Annotated in this window: 13 protein-coding genes; 5 read left to right on the plus strand and 8 right to left on the minus strand. The window is 71.4% G+C overall.

Going from position 1 to position 16,883, the window contains the following annotated elements; genetic code table 11:
* Positions 1–45: 45 nt before the first annotated feature.
* Together ASF75_RS16805 and ASF75_RS16810 are read right to left on the minus strand one after the other, a co-directional pair.
* On the minus strand, positions 46–2,181 hold the full coding sequence (locus ASF75_RS16805; protein ID WP_056073287.1) for an Ig-like domain repeat protein: 2,136 nt from the start codon (positions 2,179–2,181) through the stop codon (positions 46–48).
* 138 nt (positions 2,182–2,319) lie between these two features.
* A complete protein-coding gene (locus ASF75_RS16810; protein ID WP_200942706.1) occupies positions 2,320–3,615 on the minus strand; it encodes a HupE/UreJ family protein in 1,296 nt (431 codons plus the stop codon).
* Between the two features lie 122 nt (positions 3,616–3,737).
* Between ASF75_RS16810 and ASF75_RS16815 the strand changes: the two genes are divergently transcribed.
* Positions 3,738–4,454, plus strand: coding sequence for a hypothetical protein (locus tag ASF75_RS16815; protein WP_082509810.1), 717 nt, complete (start codon positions 3,738–3,740; stop codon positions 4,452–4,454).
* A gap of 15 nt (positions 4,455–4,469) precedes the next feature.
* On the opposite strand, the gene ASF75_RS16820 is transcribed toward ASF75_RS16815, so the two are convergent.
* The 5 genes from ASF75_RS16820 to ASF75_RS16840 form a co-directional block, all read right to left on the minus strand.
* Positions 4,470–5,393 (minus strand): ROK family protein, encoded by a 924-nt coding sequence (locus tag ASF75_RS16820; protein ID WP_017887589.1) that lies wholly within the window; start codon positions 5,391–5,393, stop codon positions 4,470–4,472.
* Positions 5,390–7,123: a dipeptide ABC transporter ATP-binding protein gene (locus ASF75_RS16825; protein WP_056073290.1), complete on the minus strand. Its 1,734-nt coding sequence runs from the start codon at positions 7,121–7,123 to the stop codon at positions 5,390–5,392. Before ASF75_RS16825 ends, ASF75_RS16820 begins: the two co-directional genes overlap by 4 nt.
* A complete protein-coding gene (locus tag ASF75_RS16830; protein WP_017887591.1) occupies positions 7,123–8,016 on the minus strand; it encodes an ABC transporter permease in 894 nt (297 codons plus the stop codon). Before ASF75_RS16830 ends, ASF75_RS16825 begins: the two co-directional genes overlap by 1 nt.
* Complete coding sequence (locus ASF75_RS16835) at positions 8,013–8,972, minus strand: ABC transporter permease (protein WP_017887592.1); 960 nt, start codon at positions 8,970–8,972, stop codon at positions 8,013–8,015. Before ASF75_RS16835 ends, ASF75_RS16830 begins: the two co-directional genes overlap by 4 nt.
* A 96-nt stretch (positions 8,973–9,068) precedes the next feature.
* Positions 9,069–10,862, minus strand: a complete 1,794-nt coding sequence (locus ASF75_RS16840) for a peptide ABC transporter substrate-binding protein (protein ID WP_056073293.1) — start codon at positions 10,860–10,862, stop codon at positions 9,069–9,071.
* Positions 10,863–11,110: 248 nt separating this feature from the next.
* On the opposite strand from ASF75_RS16840, the gene ASF75_RS16845 reads away from it, so the two are divergent.
* From ASF75_RS16845 to ASF75_RS16860, 4 genes are read left to right on the plus strand one after another with little or no spacing between them, the layout of a single operon-like run.
* A complete protein-coding gene (locus tag ASF75_RS16845; RefSeq protein WP_017887594.1) occupies positions 11,111–12,295 on the plus strand; it encodes an ROK family protein in 1,185 nt (394 codons plus the stop codon).
* Positions 12,288–13,844, plus strand: a complete 1,557-nt coding sequence (locus tag ASF75_RS16850) for a M81 family metallopeptidase (protein WP_056073296.1) — start codon at positions 12,288–12,290, stop codon at positions 13,842–13,844. Before ASF75_RS16845 ends, ASF75_RS16850 begins: the two co-directional genes overlap by 8 nt.
* Positions 13,841–14,578 (plus strand): copper homeostasis protein CutC, encoded by a 738-nt coding sequence (locus tag ASF75_RS16855; RefSeq protein WP_017887596.1) that lies wholly within the window; start codon positions 13,841–13,843, stop codon positions 14,576–14,578. Before ASF75_RS16850 ends, ASF75_RS16855 begins: the two co-directional genes overlap by 4 nt.
* 53 nt (positions 14,579–14,631) lie before the next feature.
* Positions 14,632–15,864, plus strand: a complete 1,233-nt coding sequence (locus tag ASF75_RS16860) for an MFS transporter (protein ID WP_042540984.1) — start codon at positions 14,632–14,634, stop codon at positions 15,862–15,864.
* Positions 15,865–16,198: 334 nt separating this feature from the next.
* On the opposite strand, the gene aztA is transcribed toward ASF75_RS16860, so the two are convergent.
* Positions 16,199–16,843 (minus strand): zinc ABC transporter ATP-binding protein AztA, encoded by a 645-nt coding sequence (gene aztA, locus ASF75_RS16865; RefSeq protein ID WP_235517737.1) that lies wholly within the window; start codon positions 16,841–16,843, stop codon positions 16,199–16,201.
* Between the last annotated feature and the right edge of the window lie 40 nt (positions 16,844–16,883).

Consider the following 16,883-nt stretch of genomic DNA (forward strand, 5'->3'; position numbering starts at 1 on the left):
AGGGCCCCGCGATCGAGATCGCGGGGCCCTCGCTGGTACCGGGTGTTACTTGACGACGACCGTGATGGTCGGGCTGGTGCTCGTGGTGAGCTCCGAGGTCCCGGCGAAGACGGCGTGCAGGTTGTGCGCGCCCTTCTTCAGCGGGAGCTTCGACGTGACCACGCCGTCCTGCACCGTGACGGTGGCGAGGCGCTTCGAGCCCTGGTAGATCCGGGCGGTGCCGTCGACGCTGAAGCCGGTGGCCTTCACCTGGACGGTCGCCTTGCCAGCGCTGTACTTGACGGCGGTGCGCGACGGGGCCTTCTCGACGGAGACCGTCATGGCCTTCGCGGTCTTCGAGTTCGTTCCCGAGTAGACCGGGTCCGCGTTGACGAACGAGGCCGTCACCGAGTGCTTCCCGATGGCGAGCGTGCTCGGCAGCGTCATGCTGGCCGCGCCGTCCTTGACCGGGGCGGTGCCGAGGACCTTGCTGCCGTCCTTGAACGTCACCGTGCCCTGCTGGGTGCCGATGCCACCGGCGATGGTCGCGGTGACCGTGGCCGGCTTCGCGGTGCGGTAGGTCTGCTCGGCGGCCGACGCGGAGAGCGTGGTGGTCGTCGTCGGCAGCGTGGCGTGCAGGTCGAACCTGTCGACCGTCGAACCGATCGCGGCCGGGTCGGCGGTGGCCGTCGGCTGGAGGGTCACGCCGCAGCTGTCGACCTTGCCGTGCTGCACCGCCGAGTTGCGGGTGGTGCAGTCGCTGGCGCGGATGTTCTCGACGGCGAGCTTGTCGTCGGTGACCGAGACCTTCACGAAGGTGCGGACGTGTTCCTGGTTCTCGACCGAGTTGGCGAAGTGACGCTGACCGGTGGGGTCGAGCGGGTCCGCGCCGTAGCCGCCCTGGGTGGCGTCCGGGGTGGTGAGGTCGTAGTACTTCGAGCCGGAGGCCGAGTTCGCCGTCATGTAGATGACACCGCCGGGGCCGGAGAAGACCTCGGGAGCAGCGGGCTGCTCGTTGACGTTGGCCTTCTTGCCGTTCTTGATCGCGTAGCTGCGCGAGTAGGAGTGGTCGTGGCCCTGCAGGACGAGGTCGACGCCCATGTCCGAGAACGAACGCGTGAAGTCGAACCGGCGCTGCTGGTTGTCACGGTCGTTCGCGTGGTCGGCCGGCGAGTAGATCGAGTGGTGGTAGACCAGCGTGGTCCACTTCGCGTCGTCGCCGTAGCGGTTGATGACGTCGCGCACGTAGTTCACGTGGGCAGCGTCCGAACCGGCCGCGTAGGCGTTCGAGTTGATGTCGATGAACAGGACGCCCTTGTACATGTACCAGTAGTCGCCACCCGAGTTCGCGGTCGTGTTGCCGCCCGGGTAGAAGTCCGGCACCTTGAGGGAGTTCGGCACCTGGTTGTGCTGCTCGTAGGCCTTGCCGCCGACGTCGTGGTTGCCGATGGTCGAGGCCCACGGGTAGCGCTTCAGCACGTCGCTGCTGTCCGCGAACGCGCCCCACTCGTACTCGTTGTTGGCGTGCTCGACCTGGTCGCCACCGGAGACCAGGAGCTCGGCGTCCGGCTCGGTCGACGTGGCGTACTCGAGCGTGTCCGCCCAGCCGGCGCCGTCGTCGTCGGTGAAGCCGGACGAACCGATCTGCGGGTCACCGAAGAACAGGAAGTCGAAGTCGCCAGAGGAGCTCTTCGTGGTGAAGGTGTACGACGCGGACCAGGCCGAGCCGTCCGCCGCACCGACGTGGTACGTGTACGAGGTGTTCGGCTCGAGGTCCGAGATCGCCGCGTGGGCGTTGATGTAGCCCGACTGGGCGGCGATGCCCGCGATGCCCTTGGTGTTCGAGTCGGTCGCGCTCGTGTCGGCGGCGGTGTTCACGGCCTCCGAGGCGTCGATCGTCTTCTTGGCGTCGGTGAAGACCCCGTCCGTCATGGACGCGGTCTTCTGGATCTCGACGGACTGCGCGACGTTCGTGGGGAAGTACCACGAGGCGATGCGCTGGCTCTCGGTCGCGCCGACGCCGAGCAGGATGTGGATCGGGCCACCGGTGGAGATGTTGGTGGTGGGGGTGTTCGTCGCCGCGGTGGCGGCGTTCGTGCCGACCATCGAGGCACCGGCGATGAGCGCGGCCCCGAGGACGGCTCCGCAGACGCGGAGGGTGGTGGTTCTGCGCCGGGTAGTGGCGCCGGACAGGAGACTCATGTGGGTCCGTTTCTCAGACGTGGGATGGTGCAGCACGGAAGACTCTGCACGCCCTGCAAAACGTCTTGGTAAACGCTGAGTGACGGTTCATCGTTGTTCAGGAACGGACGTCGAACGCCCCCGGGACGACGGGCCCGGTCAGCCCGCGGCCAGCCGTTCGACGAACCAGATCATCCCCATCACGAAGACCCCGGCGGTCACCGCGCCCGTCACCCAGAGCGACACCCGGTGCGCCTTCCGCCGCAGCAGCGAGAGCGGCGGGAACACGATGACGATGATCGCGAGCTGCACGGCCTCGATGCCGACGTTGAAGACGAGGAGCGAGACGAGCAGCTGCCACGAGAACGCCTCGTGGATGCCCAGGGCACCGGCGAACCCGAGCCCGTGGATGAGTCCGAAGGCGAAGACGACGGCCAGCCGGGTCCAGCCGGCGCGGTCGAGCGAGAAGTGTCCGTGTTCGCCGACCACCAGTTCGTCGGCCCGCGACCGGCGTCGCCAGAGCCGCCACAGGTACCAGCCGGCGACCGCGGCGATCGACAGGGCGATGAGCGGCTCGACGACGATCGCGGGTGGGCTGACCACACCGAGCGCGGCGAGGATGAACGTGATCGAGTGCGCGATCGTGAACGCGGACGCCGTGTAGACGACCTCGCGCAGGCGACGCGACCCGGCGATGAGCGCGACGAGGAACAGGATGTGGTCGATGCCGGTCAGCAGGTGTTCGGCGCCCAGGCGGAAGAACTCCCAGAAGCGCTCCCCCGCCGACTGTTCGGTGGAGAACGTGCGCTGCGAGGCGTCGAGGGTGGCCGATCCCGCGCGGTCGTCGACGTCGTACGTGACGATCGTCTTGGTGTCGCGGACGAAGGACTCGTCGTCGGGGAACAGCGTCGACGACACCACGTGTCCCGACTGCGTCTCGGACGCCTCCGGGCAGGTGAAGTCGGCGGTGACGTGGGCGTACGGCACCTCGTCCCGCAGGTCGACCGTGACCGTGGGGTCGAGGGTGCCCGTGCAGGCCTGCCCACCGGCTCCGGTCACCGTGAACCGGTCGAACACGTACTCCCCGATCGCGTCGGTGTGCGCCTCGGCGGCCGTCACCATCCCCGGGAAGTCCCCGTCGTCCCAGGCGCGCTGCCCTTGCTCGTGCAGCGCGTCGTCGTGCTCGCTCGTGGCCACCGAGACGAGCATCAGGTCGTACTCGAGCCCGAGCTCCGCCCGCACGACCGTCGGCTTCGTGGACGTCACGTCGGCGTACACGACCGAGCTGAAGCCGTGCGCCGACGCCGGTGCGGCTCCCCCGAGCACGCTGATCACGACCACCCCGAGCAGCACGAGCGCGGCGGCGACCCGTGCGGCCAGCGCAGTCAGCGCGGTCGGGGAAGACGAGTGGACGGGGCGGGCGCGCAGGAGCGCGGCGGTGGTTCCGGAGGGCACGCGCAGACGATCCGGCTCACAGACGACCGGAAGGTGAACAACCGGTGACCAGCAACGGGACGGGTGTTGGACAGGTCCCCCGACCGGCCCGGAGCGGCCGTCGGGCGTGCTTGCATGGTGCCGTGATCCGCCCAGCCACCCGGACGACCTCCCTGTTGACCGCCGTCGCCCTCGCCGCGGCCGGCGCCACCCTGCTGGCCGGCTGCTCCCGGGCGTCGGACGGCACCACCGGCGGCACCGGCCCGACGGCGAACGCCTCGGCGCACGCGTCCGCCGGCGTCCTGGGCACCGGGTTCTCCGATCCCGACCAGCCGCCGGCACCCGAGGCCACCATCCACCCCGAGCCGGGTTCGTGGTCCGGCGTGCACGCTCCCGCGGGCTACGACGTCGTGCTGCTCTCCGACGCGGGGGACGCCGCGGACGCCCCGACCCGGACCCTGCTCGACGCCGTCGACTCGTGGGCGTCGGACGAGGACGTCACCGTCACCCCGGTCTCGGCGAAGGACGCCGACGACCGGATCGCCGCGGTCCTGCGCGCCGTCGACGCCGAGCCCGACCTGGTCATCACCGTCGGCAACCACATGGTCGACCCGCTCGCGGCCGTCTCACCGACCGCGCTCCACCAGCAGTTCCTGGTCGTCGGTGCCGAGATCGCGGAGCCGACGTCGAACGTCACGGCGGCGGACTGGACGGGCGGCGGGTTCCGTGGCGAGGGCCTCGGTCCGTCGAGCCACTACGACCCCGGCACCTTCACCGAGGACCGTGCCGCTCGCGGGCTGCGCGCCGGCCTCGCCGCGGTGCTGCACGACCTGCGCGGCATCGTCGTCTGGGTGCCCTGACCCGGCCTTCCCCCGCTACGCGGTCTCCGGCTCCAGCACCCGGGCCCGCACCTGCGCCGCTGCCCCGAGGGCCACGGCATCGGCCCCGAGCGTCGACTGTGCGAGCCGGATCGTCGCTCCGCTGACGGGCGGTTCCGCGTCGATCGCCGCCGAGATGGCGGGGTGGAGCAGGTCCCACGACCGTGCGATGCCGCCGCCGATCAGGACGGTGGTGACGTCGAGGATCCCCGCGGTCAGCAGCGCGGCACGGGCGAGACCCCATCCCGCGGTGGCGAAGACGGCGGCCGCGTCGGCGTCGCCGCCGCGCGCTGCGACGGCGACGTCCCGTGCCGAGAGCGTGCGCCCGGAGCGCTCGGCGTAGCGGTCGGCGATGCCGCGGGCGCCCGCGATGGTCTCCAGGTGCCCGGTCTGCCCGCAGGTGCAGCGGGCGTCGCCGAACCCGGGGACGTGGCCGATCTCGCCGGCGGCGCCGCGCGGGCCGGCGAAGAGCCGTCCGTCGAGCACGAGGGCGCCGCCGACCCCGGTGCCGAGGGTCATGCCGAGCACGTCGGACTCCCCCACCACCGCGCCGGTCGCGATCTCGCCGAGCAGGAACGCGTTCACGTCGTTGTCCAGGGTCGCGGGCACGCCGAGCGCGTCGGTGACGGCCCGCGTCACGCCGTACCCGGCCCAGCCGGTGAACGAGTTGCCGGTGACCAGCACGGTCCCCGTGGCCCGGTCGACGACACCGGCCGCGCCCACCCCGACACCCGCAAGGGAGGCCCGGTGCGTCTCGAGCAGACCCGTCACCGCCCCGAGGGCGGCCGTCACGATCGCTGCCCCGCCCGCGTGGGCGGGCGTCGGCAGGTCGACCCGGTCGATGACCTCGAGGTCGTGCGTGGTCAGGACGACCTTGGTGTTCGTCCCGCCGATGTCGACCCCGGCCAGGACCCGGCTCACGCGGTCACCGCCGCGAGCGAGGCGAGGCGCGCGGCCCGGCGCTGTCGTTGCAGCACGGGGTCGGGCACCGGCACCGCGGCGAGCAGGCGTCGGGTGTAGTCGGTGGTGGGGTGCAGGAGCGTGGTGCCGGTGGTGCCCTGCTCCTCGACGACGCCCTGGCGCATCACCACGACACGCTCGGCGAAGTGCTGCACGACGGCCAGGTCGTGCGAGACGAACAGGCACGCGAACCCGAGGTCGTCCTGCAGCTCGCCGAGCACCTCGAGCACGGTCTCCTGCACGCTGACGTCGAGCGCCGAGGTCGGTTCGTCGGCGACGAGCAGCCGCGGCTCGAGCACCAGCGCCCGGGCGAGCGAGACCCGCTGGCGCTGCCCACCGGAGAGCTCACGCGGGGCCCGGGATGCCAGGGTCCGCGGCAGCCGGACGGCGTCGAGCACCTCGTCGATGCGGCGACGCCGGTCGGCCGAGGACATCCCGCGACGGTGCACGGCCAGGGGCTCCGCGATGCACTCGGCCACGGACATCCGGGCGTCGAGGGACGCCACCGGGTCCTGCAGCACCACGCCGATGCCGGACCGGAGGGCACGGCGGTCGCGCCCCTTGGCCGTCCGCAGGTCCTGCCCGAACAGCGACACCGTGCCGGACGTCGGCTTGATCAGACCGAGCGCCACCCGGGCCGCGGTCGACTTGCCCGAACCGGACTCGCCGACCAGACCGACGGTCTCACCGGCGTGCACCGTGATGTCGATGCCGGCGAGCGCGTGGACGGCGCGCGCCCCGCGCCCGAACGTCACCGAGACGTCCCGCAGGTCGACCACCGGGGCCGCACCGGGCCTCCCGTCCGCCACACCCAGCTCGGAAGACGCCGGCGTCTCCGCGTCACGCCCCCGGATCTGGAGGCGTCTCGCCGACTCGGCGGCGTCGGATGCCGACGCCGGCGTCTCGAGCCGCGGCACCGCGGCGAGGAGCCGCTTGGTGTACTCGTGCTCCGGGCGGAGCAGGACGTCCTCGACCCCGCCGGTCTCGACGATCTCGCCCTGGAGCATGACCGCGACCCGGTCGGCGAAGTCCGCCACGACGCCCATGTTGTGCGTGACCAGCAGCACACCGGTGCCGGTCTCGACGGCGAGCGCGCGCAGGAGCTCGAGGATCTCGGCCTGGACGGTCACGTCGAGCGCGGTGGTCGGCTCGTCCGCGATGAGCAGCTTCGGTGCGTTCGCGATCGCCATCGCGATGACCACGCGCTGGCGCTGCCCACCGGACAGCTGGAACGGGAACGACCGGGTGCGCGACTCGGGGTCGGGGATGCCGACGCGGCGGAGCAGGTCGACGGCCTCGGCCGCGGCGGCGGACGCGGAGACGTCACGGTGGTTCCGGATCACCTCGGCGATCTGGGCGCCGACGCGGGTGAGCGGGTCGAGGGCGGTCGCGGGCTCCTGGAAGACCATCGACACCGTCGAGCCGCGCAGTGCCCGGAGTTCGGGCTCGGCTGCCCCGACGACCTCGTGCCCGGCGACGACGGCGCTGCCCGATGCCGTCGCGTTCCCGGAGAGCAAGCCCATCGCCGCGAGGGCGACCGTCGACTTGCCGGAGCCGGACTCGCCGACCAGGGCGAGGGTCTCGCCGGGGGCGACCGACAGGGACACCCCCCGCACGGCGTCGACGGTGCCGGACTCGGTGCTGAAGGAGACGCCGAGGTCGGTCGTCCGCAGGATCGGTTCGTTGGTCATCAGCGGCCCCGCACGTCGAAGGCGTCCCGCAGTCCGTCGCCCACCGCGTTGAACGCGCAGACGACCAGGATCACGGCCAGACCCGGCGGCACGATGAGCCACCAGTGTCCGGAGTACGCGGCGGTGAGTCCCGCCGAGAGCATGCCGCCCCAGTCCGTCGCGGGCGGCTGCACGCCGAGCCCGAGGTACGAGACGTAGGCGACCAGCAGGATCGCGTCGGCGACCTGGAACGTCGCCGCGACGACGATCGTCGACACCGAGTTCGGCAGCAGGTGCTTGCCGATCGCGCGGGCGTGCGAGCCGCCGATCGCGCGCAGGGTCAGGACGTAGTCGCGGTTCTTGAGCGTCAGGGTCTCGGCACGGATCAGGCGGGACGGCACGAGCCACGACACCAGACCGAGGATGACGATGAGGCCGCCGACGCCGGGGTTCGTGATCGCCGAGATGACGAGCAGGATGAACAGCGCCGGGATCGCGATGCCGGCGTCGACGACGCGCATCATCAGGGCGTCGACCCAGCCGCCGACGTACCCGGCGACGGAGCCCCACAGGGTGCCGACGACGGTGGCCAGGACCCCGGCGGCGATGCCGACCATCAGGGAGACCTTGCCGCCGTACATCAGGCGGCCGAGGACGTCGTGGCCGACGGCGTCGGTGCCGAGCCAGTGCGCGGCGCTCGGACCCTGGTTGGCCTGCTCGAGCATCGTGTGCGTCTGGTCGGTCGGGTACAGGAACGGGCCGACGAAGCAGAACAGCACGATGACGACGATCAGGGCGAGGCCGATCACGGCGAGGGTGTTGCTCCGGAACCGGCGGGCGGCGAGCCGGAACCCGGTGGCCGCGACGGTGACGGGGGCGCCCGGGGCTTCGGGGGCCATCTGGACGGCGGTCATGCGCGGCTCGCCTTCACTCGGGGGTCGATCAGGGACTGTGCGACGTCGGCGAGCAGGGTGCCGATGACGGTCGCGATGGAGATGACGAGCACGCAGCCGAGCAGCGTCGGGTAGTCGGAGGACTGCGCGGCGTTCCAGAACAGCAGCCCCATGCCGGGGTAGTTGAACAGCTGCTCGGTCACCAGGGCGCCGCCGAACAGCACCGGCAGGTAGTACCCGAGCATCGCCACGACCGGGGTGAGCGAGTTGCGGAAGACGTGCCGCCGCAGGATCGTCGCGGTCGAGGCGCCGCCGGCACGGGCGGTGCGGACGTAGTCCTCCTGCAGGTTCTCGAGCGTCGAGGCGCGCATGTAGCGACTGAACACCGCGATCATCGCCAGCGCTCCGGTCACCACGGGCAGCACGAGTCCGGCCGGGTCCTGGAACACCTCGGCCAGGGTGTTGCCGCTCGGTGCCTGGGACGGCAGCCACGGCAGCTGCTGGCTGAACACGATGATCAGGACGAGGCCGAGGAAGAACGCCGGCGTCGAGTAGAAGACGAACGCCAGGGCGGTGGCGGCGTAGTCGACCGCACCGTTGCGGCGGGCCGCCTGGAGCATGCCGACCGGGATCGCGACGACGAGTCCGAGCACCGCGGAGATGCCGGTGAGCACGAGGGTCTTCGGCAGGCGCTCGGCGATGAGCTGCGAGACCGGCTCGTTGAGCGTGTACGAGGTGCCGAGGTCTCCGGTGAGCAGACGACCGAGGAACCGCAGGTACTGCACGGGCAGCGGCTGGTCGAGCCCCTGCGCCTGGTTGAACTGGGCGATCTGCGTGGGCGTCGCGGAGACGCCGAGCACGCCGCGGGCGGGGCCGCCGGGCAGCGCGTGCAACAGGCAGAACACCACGACGGTGACGATGAGGATCACCGCGAGCGCCTGCAGGACGCGCCTGGTGAGGTAGAGAGCTGTGGTCATGCGGGTTCCGATGGTCGGTTCTTGCCTGAGCCGGGGCGGAGGCGCGGTGCGGGTCGTGCCCGCACCGCGCCTCCAGGCCGTGGTCGCGTCAGCGACCTACTTGGTCCACTTCCACTGGGCCGGGTGGAAGTTGGCGAGCGAGTCCTGGTCGAACCCGGACAGGCCCTTCTTGACGACCGAGATCTGGTAGTCGGGGCTCGGCAGCCAGATCACCGGCAGGTCCTTCGCGACCGCGGCGCTGTAGTCCTGCACGGCGGTGGCGTCGGTCGAGGTGGTGGTCGCGTCGATCAGGTCGTCGACCTGCTTGTTCGAGTAGCTGCCGAAGTTCGCCGAACCGCCGGTCTGGAAGAGCGACTCACCGGTCGGGTAGGCCGGGAAGTACCAGCTGCCCGCGGTGCCGAAGAACGACAGGTCCCAGTCGCAGCTGGCCTCGTCCGAGGTGCAGGTGGGGGTCTGCGACAGCACGCTCGACACCGGCGCGGTCTTGATGGTGAAGTCGATGCCGGTCTTCGCGAGCGAGGACTGGATCGCGCTCATCATGTTGTCGGTCACGGTCGATCCGGACTGCGACAGCACCTGCATCGAGAACTTCGTGCCCTGCTCGACACCCTCGCCGCACTGGCTGGCCGAGGTGCCCGGGTCGGTGCAGACCATCGTGCCGCCCTGCTCCTCCCAGCCGTGGCTGGTGAGCAGGTCCTTGGCCTTCGAGGTGCTGAACGGGTACGGGTTCGACTTCTGCACGTCGGAGACGTAGTCGGACTCCTGCGCCTGCGGGACGGGACCGTAGGTCGAGGTCGCGGTGCCGTTGAAGACGACCTTCGACAGCGACTTCTGGTCGATCGACATCTGGACGGCCTGCCGGGCGTACAGCTGCTTGAAGACGGCGCCCATCGTCGGGTTGTTGAAGTTGTACGGCATGTACGTGATGGCCCAGCCGGTCCAGGGCTCCACGGAGTAGCCCTTCGCCGTGAAGGACGACTTCTGGTCCATGTCGGTGGCGTTGATGTAGCCGTAGTCGACCTCGCCCGAGCGGACCGCGTTGACCTCGGCGTCGGCCGTGGTGAAGGGGAGCAGGTTGACCGTGGTGATGGCGGGCTTCTGACCGCCGTCGTACTTCTTGTTGGCGACGAGGGTGACGTTGCCGGCCGTGGTGAAGGTCTTGACGCCGTAGGGGCCCGAGATCGTCTTCCACAGGGGGTCGCTGGCGTAGTCGCTGATCTTGCCGGCGGCGGTGTTCAGGTACTTCCAGACCTGCTTCGCGCCGGCGGGGGTCTCGTCGGCGTCGGTGACCTTCGCGCTCGCGCTGGTCTTGTCCCAGGCGTGCTGCGGCAGCGGGATGATGTTGCTCAGCTGGTTGGCGAGCATCCAGTCCGAGTTGTACGCCTTGTCGAACGTGATGGTGAAGTGCGTGTCGTCGACGGCCTTGAACGAGGTCCAGTTGTCCGGCGCCTTGCCCTTGGAGTACCCGCCCCACTGCGCCTTGTTGGCCTTGATCAGGTTGAACCAGAACTCGACGTCGCGGCTCGTGATCGCCTCACCGTCGGACCAGTGCCGGTCGCCGAGGGTCATCGTGACGCTCTTGCCGTCGTCGGCGAACTTCGCGTCGGTGGCGACGGAGCCGGCCTTGTTCCACGCGATCTTGCCGGTGGAGCCGTCGTACGCGACGAGCGGTTCGTACAGCGACTGGGCGATGGAGCCGTTGTTCGTGTTGAGGTGCGCGGCGGTGCCGATCGGCAGGATCCAGTTCGGCGTGAAGTTGGCGGGGAGCGCGTAGTCGATCTCGTCGGTCGATCCCGGCGAGGCGTTGCCGCCTCCGGAACAGCCGGCGAGCAGCGCGCTCACGGCGATCGCAGCTCCGGTGAGGAGCGCCCAGCGACGGGGCTTGGACATGCGGTGTCTCCTTGTGCGAGGGACTTCGGGGAGTGGAGCACGAGGTGCCGAGCGGCACGAGGACAGTCAAGGACCAAAGCCATTGGAAAAACAAACATCTCGATGTAAAAACTGCGTTACTGCGGAACGGTGGAAAGGGTGGACCGCTCGATCCGCCCCGTAGGCTCGCCGCAGAACCGGGCATCCACCCGTGTCCTGTTCCCGTTCCGCCGGCAGCCGCCGGTGTTCCGTCCGGATTGGAGAAAGTCGTGGCCGATCTCAGCGCCCGCGTCCTCGAGCTCGTCGCTTCGGGGCAGGCCGCCAGCCGGACCGAGATCGCGAAGGTGCTCGGGGCCGCCCCGTCGACCGTCTCGCACGTCGTCGGCCAGCTCCTGGAACACGGGATCCTGGCCGAGGAGGGCACCGACGTCTCCACCGGCGGCCGCCCCCGCAAGGTGCTCCGCATCGGCGGCGTCGACGAGTACGCGGTTGCCGCGGACGTCGGCGGCGGGCACGCGCGCATCGGCGTGGTGCTGCCGGGAGGCGCGCTCGAGTCGGTCGCGAACGTCCCGTTCGCGCTCTCCGACGGTCCGACCGCCGGGCTCCAGCGGCTGGCCGCGTTGCTCGAGCGGCTCGCCGACGACCGTGGTCGCGAAGGGCTGCGGGGCGTCGGGCTCAGCCTGCCCGGGCCCGTCGACGTCGTCGCCGGCGTCGTCGACCTGCCGAGCCGGATGCCGGGGTGGAACGGGTTCCCCGTGGCCGCCTGGCTGAGCGAGCGGTTCGGGCTGCCGGCGATCGTCGACAACGACGCGAACTGCATGGCGGCGGGTGAGCAGACCGTGCAGGACCCGGCTCGACGCCAGACCATCACGATCAAGGCGGGCTCGGCGATCGGCGCGGGCATCGTCATCGACGGCCGGCTCTACCGCGGGTCGACCGGTGCGGCCGGGGACATCACGCACGTGCGGATCGACGCCGCCGGGGACACCCCGTGCTCGTGCGGCAACACCGGGTGCCTCGAGACGGTGGCGTCCGGCGCCGCCCTGGTCCGCATCCTGTCGAACGCCGGGGTCGACGTCGCCTCGACCGCCGACGTCGTGCGGCTCGCCTCGGACGCGCACCCCGAGGCGACCCGCGCCGTGCGGATGGCGGGCAAGTACCTGGGCGAGGTGCTCGCCGCCAACGTGAACTTCTTCAACCCGGACGCCGTCTACCTCGGCGGCATCCTGTCGACCCTCGACCCCTTCATCGCCGCCGTGCGGAGCCAGCTCTACGAGAGCTGCCACCCGCTGATGACCCAGCACCTGGCGATCGAGCCGGTGTCGCTCGGCGCCGACGCCGGCCTCGTCGGCGCCGGGCAGTTCGCCCTGCAGCGGGGCCTCGCCGCCTCGCTCGAGGAGCTCTCCGCGCCCATCCCCCAGTCCACCACCAGGAACAGGAGCGTCCGTGTCTGAGACCGGTCCCGTCACCCCCGCCGTCCCCGCCTCCCCCGCCAGCGCCGGTCGCCCGGTCATCGCCATCGCCGGCCTGGCCATCGAGACCTCGACGTTCACCCCGACCCGGACCCACGCCCCCGCGTTCCACCCGGACCGCGGCGACGAGGCCGTCACCCGCTACCCGTTCCTGGCGACCATGGCCGACCGTGCGGACTTCCGCGGTGCGCTCATCGGGCACGCCCTGCCCGGCGGGATCGTCGACCGGGCGTCGTACGAGGCGCTGGCCGACGAGATCGTCGAGCGGCTGGGTGCGATGGGGCCGGTCGACGGCCTCTGGTACGACATCCACGGCGCGATGGTGGTCGAGGGGCTCGACGACGCCGAGACGGACCTGCTCGGTCGCATCCGCGCGGTCGTCGGCCCCGACGTCATCGTGTCCGCGTCGATGGACCTGCACGGCAACGTCACGCGCGAGCTCGCCCACCAGGTCGACCTCGTCACCTGCTACCGGATGGCCCCGCACGAGGACACCCTCGAGACGAAGGAGCGCGCCGTCCGGAACCTCGTCGACGTGCTGACCGAACGGCCCGTCGGTGCGCAGCGCCCCGTGAAGGCCTGGATCCCGATCCCCGTCCTGCTGCCCGGCGAGCAGACCTCGACCCGGCTCGAGCCGGCGAAGTCCCTGTACGCGCAGGTCCCGCTCGTCGAGCAGACCGAGGGGGTGCTCGACGCCGCGATCTGGGTCGGGTACGCCTGGGCCGACCAGCCCCGCGACCAGGCCGTGACCGTCGTCACCGGGTGGGACGAGGCAGCCGTCGCGGCCGGCGCCGAGCGGCTCGCGTCGGCGTTCTGGGATGCCCGCGAGGACTTCGTCTTCGTCGCACCCACCGGCACGTTCGAGGAGTGCCTCGACGCCGCGCTCGCCCCTGGCGCCGCGAAGCCGTACTTCGTCTCGGACTCGGGCGACAACCCCACGGCGGGCGGCTCCGGGGACATGACGTGGGGGCTGACGCAGGTGCTCGCCCGTCCGGAGTTCCAGGACCCGTCGGGCCCCACCGTCATCTACGCGAGCGTGCCCGGCGCGGCCGCCGTCGCCGCCGCGGTGGAAGCCGGCGTCGGTGCGACGATCACCGTGACCGCCGGTGCGACGGTCGACCACGTGCACGCGGGTCCGATCACGATGACCGGTCGGGTGCACGCGATCAAGCACGGCGACCGGGACGCCGAGACCGAGGTCGTGCTGCAGGTCGGCAGCGTCTTCGCGATCCTGACGAAGCTGCGGAAGCCGTACCACCACGAGCACGACTTCACCGACCTCGACCTGGCGCCGCGGCAGGCGGACGTCGTCATCGTGAAGATCGGGTACCTCGAGCCGGAGCTGTTCGACATGTCCGCCGACTGGATGCTCGCGCTCACCCCGGGCGGCGTCGACCAGGACCTGCTGCGCCTCGGGCACCACAGGATCGAGCGCCCGATGTTCCCCTACGATCGAGTGTTCCCGACGGCACCGGACCTCCGCGCCCGCATCGTCCCCGCCTCCAACGAACCGCTCGGAGCCCCTGCATGAGCACCACCGCCGCACTCGAGATCGCCGTCACCTCACCGGCCGGCGCGATCACCGCGCGGGACGGCGGCGCCGACCGCGTCGAACTCTGCGTCGGTCTCGAGCTCGGCGGGCTCACCCCGTCCCAGGCCCTGGTCGAGACGACCCACGAGACCGGGATCCCGGCGCACGCGCTGGTCCGCTGCCGCCCGGGCGGGTTCGTGCACTCCCCCGACGAGGTCGAGCTCATGGTGCGCGAGGTCCGCACGGTCCTGCGCTCCGGGGCCGCCGGCGTCGTGGTCGGAGCCCTGCGCCCCGACCGGACCCTGGACGAGGACGCCCTCCGCCGCTTCGTGGACGCCGCCCGCTCGGTCAGCACCACCGCCGAGATCACCCTGCACCGGGCGATCGACCACGCGATCGACCCCGTCGCCGCCGCCGGGTCGCTCGCCGCGCTCGGGTTCACCCGCGTCCTGACCTCGGGCGCCGCCCCCACCGCGGTCGCCGGTGCCGAGACGATCGCGCGCATGGTCGGGGCAGCCGGGCCCGTCCAGGTGATGGCCGGCGCCGGCGTCACCCCCGCCGACGTCCGTGCGCTGCTCGCCACCGGAGCCGCCGCGGTGCACCTGTCGGCCAAGCGCCCAGCCGCCGGCAGCACGCACGCCGGGGTGCCGATGGGCGCCGGCGACGACGGTTCCGCGCACTTCGTCACCGACGCCGAGGTCGTCACCGCCGCACGGCGCGCGCTGGACGCCTGACCCGCTCGCCGTCACACGGGAATGGCGGCCGTCGGAACCCGCTTGACGCCCCCATGACATCGTCAGCAGCGCGCCGCGGGTGGCTCAGCGTCACGTCCGTCGCACTCGGGTCATTCGTGCTCGTCCTGTCCGAGTTCCTGCCCATCGGGCTGCTCCCCGCCATCGCCGACGACCTGGACGTCGGCATCGGCACCGCCGGCCTGATGGTCGTCGCCACCGGACTCGTCGGCGCCGTCGCGGCACCGGTCGTCACCGTCCTGACCTCGCGACTCGACCGCCGGGTGGTGCTCGTGTCCCTGACCGTGCTGCTCGTGGTCGCCGACGGCCTGGCCGCGATCGCGCCGTCGTTCTGGGTGCTGCTCATCGCACGCATGCTGCTCGGTGTCGGCATCGGCGGCTTCTGGGCGATCGGTGCCGGGATCGCCGGGCGACTCGTCCGGCCGGAGCTGACGATCCGTGCGACATCGCTCATCACGGCAGGCGTCTCCGTCGCGACCGTCGTGAGCCTGCCGCTCGGCGCCCTCGTGTCGTCGCTCGCCAGCTGGCGCCTCGGCTTCGTGATCGGTGGGGCGCTCGGTCTCGTCGCGCTCGTCCTGCAGCTGGCGATGCTGCCGCGGATCCCCGCGCAGCAGCGGGTGCGGTTCGCCACGCTCGGGTCGCTGCTCCTCGTGCCCCGCGCCCGGGTCGGGCTCATCGCCGCGGCCTTCGTCTTCGCGGCCCAGTTCGCCGCGTACACCTACATCGCTCCGTACCTGCAGCAGCTCGTCGGTGTCGGCCCCGACACCGTGACGATCGCGCTGCTGGTGTTCGGCGTCGCGGGCATCGTCGGCAACTTCGCCGCGGGCTTCACCCTCGACCGCAGTGTCCTCGGCACCATCGGGGCGTCGAAGTTCGTGCTCGCGGCGGCCGTCGTCCTGCTGCCGCTGCTCGCCCACTCCGTCGTGGGGGTCTTCGTGCTGCTCGTCGTGTGGGGCCTGGTATGGGGTGCGCTGCCGCTCGGGATGCAGACGTGGATGTCGACGGCGTCTCCGGCCGGGTCCGAGACCGGGCTCGCGCTGTTCGTCACGACGATCCAGCTCGCGATCGCCGCCGGTTCGGTGCTCGGTGGGGCCGCAGTGTCATCGTTCGGTCTCGCTGCCGACTTCTGGCTGGCCGGTGGGGTCGCGGTCGTCGGTGCCGTCGTGCTCGTCGCGATGGGGCTGCGGAAGTCGAGCGCCGTGCCGGTGGTCGAGCCGGTCGCGGCCGAGCCGACGCCGACCGGCCCGGTGGCCGTCGCCTGCCCCTGACCGCCGTTCCGGGGCCCGCAAAACACCGGTGTTCGTGCTCTGAACACGCGAGAACCGCGGTTCGACAGGCGAACACCGGTGTTTTGCGAGCCGGACGGCGCGGAACCGGTCCCGACGGCTGAGCACGAGCGCTCCCTGATCTCAGAATCGACGCACCAGATTTTCTGAGATCAGGCCGTATCTCAGAAAATCTGGCGCCCGTATTCTGAGATCGACACCGTCACCTGCTCCGGCGTCCGCAAGACACCGGTGTTCGCGCGCTGAACACGCGCAGACAGCGGTTCAACGGGTGAACACCGGTGTTTTGCGGAATCGGCAAGCCCCACGGGCAGGGTCAGGTCAGCGTGACGATGCGGTCGGCTGCGGCGATCGCCGCCGGGTCGTGGGCCGCGTGCACGACCACGACACCGGCTGCGGCCTCGTCGGCGAGCGCCGCCACCACGAGCGCCGCCGACTCAGCATCGACCCCGGCGGTCGGTTCGTCGACCAGCAGCACCCCCGCCCGCTGCGCCAGCCCGAGCGCGACGAGCGTCCGCTGCCGCTGCCCGCCGGAGAGCTCCTCGACCGGCCGGTCGGCAAGGTCCGTGATCGCCATCCGCTCGAGCTGCGCGTCGACGACCGCTCGGTCAGCGCGTCCGAGCGGCCGCCACCACGCGCGGTGCCGCCACCGCCCCATCGTGACGGCCGCGCGGACGGTGAGCGGGAGCGTGGTCGGCGGGACGGACTGGGTCACGTAGGCGACCCCGTCGGACGGGAGGCCCGTCACCCGCCCGGCGGTCGGCCGCACGACGTCCGCGACCACGTCGAGCAGCGTCGACTTGCCGGATCCGTTCGGCCCGGTGAGCGCGGTGACGACCCCGGCGGGGAAGACCGCGTCCACACCGTCGAGGACGGTCCGGTCGCCGAGGACGGCCGTCACCCGGTCCAGGTGGACGGCAGATCGGGGATCGGCGGGGTCGGTCGGCTCGGTCGCAGGCACCTGAGCACGCTATCAGTATCGATACTCGTTTTCATGTAGC

It is taken from the genome of Curtobacterium sp. Leaf154 (genome assembly GCF_001424595.1).
In the GTDB taxonomy this organism is placed as follows: domain Bacteria; phylum Actinomycetota; class Actinomycetes; order Actinomycetales; family Microbacteriaceae; genus Curtobacterium; species Curtobacterium poinsettiae.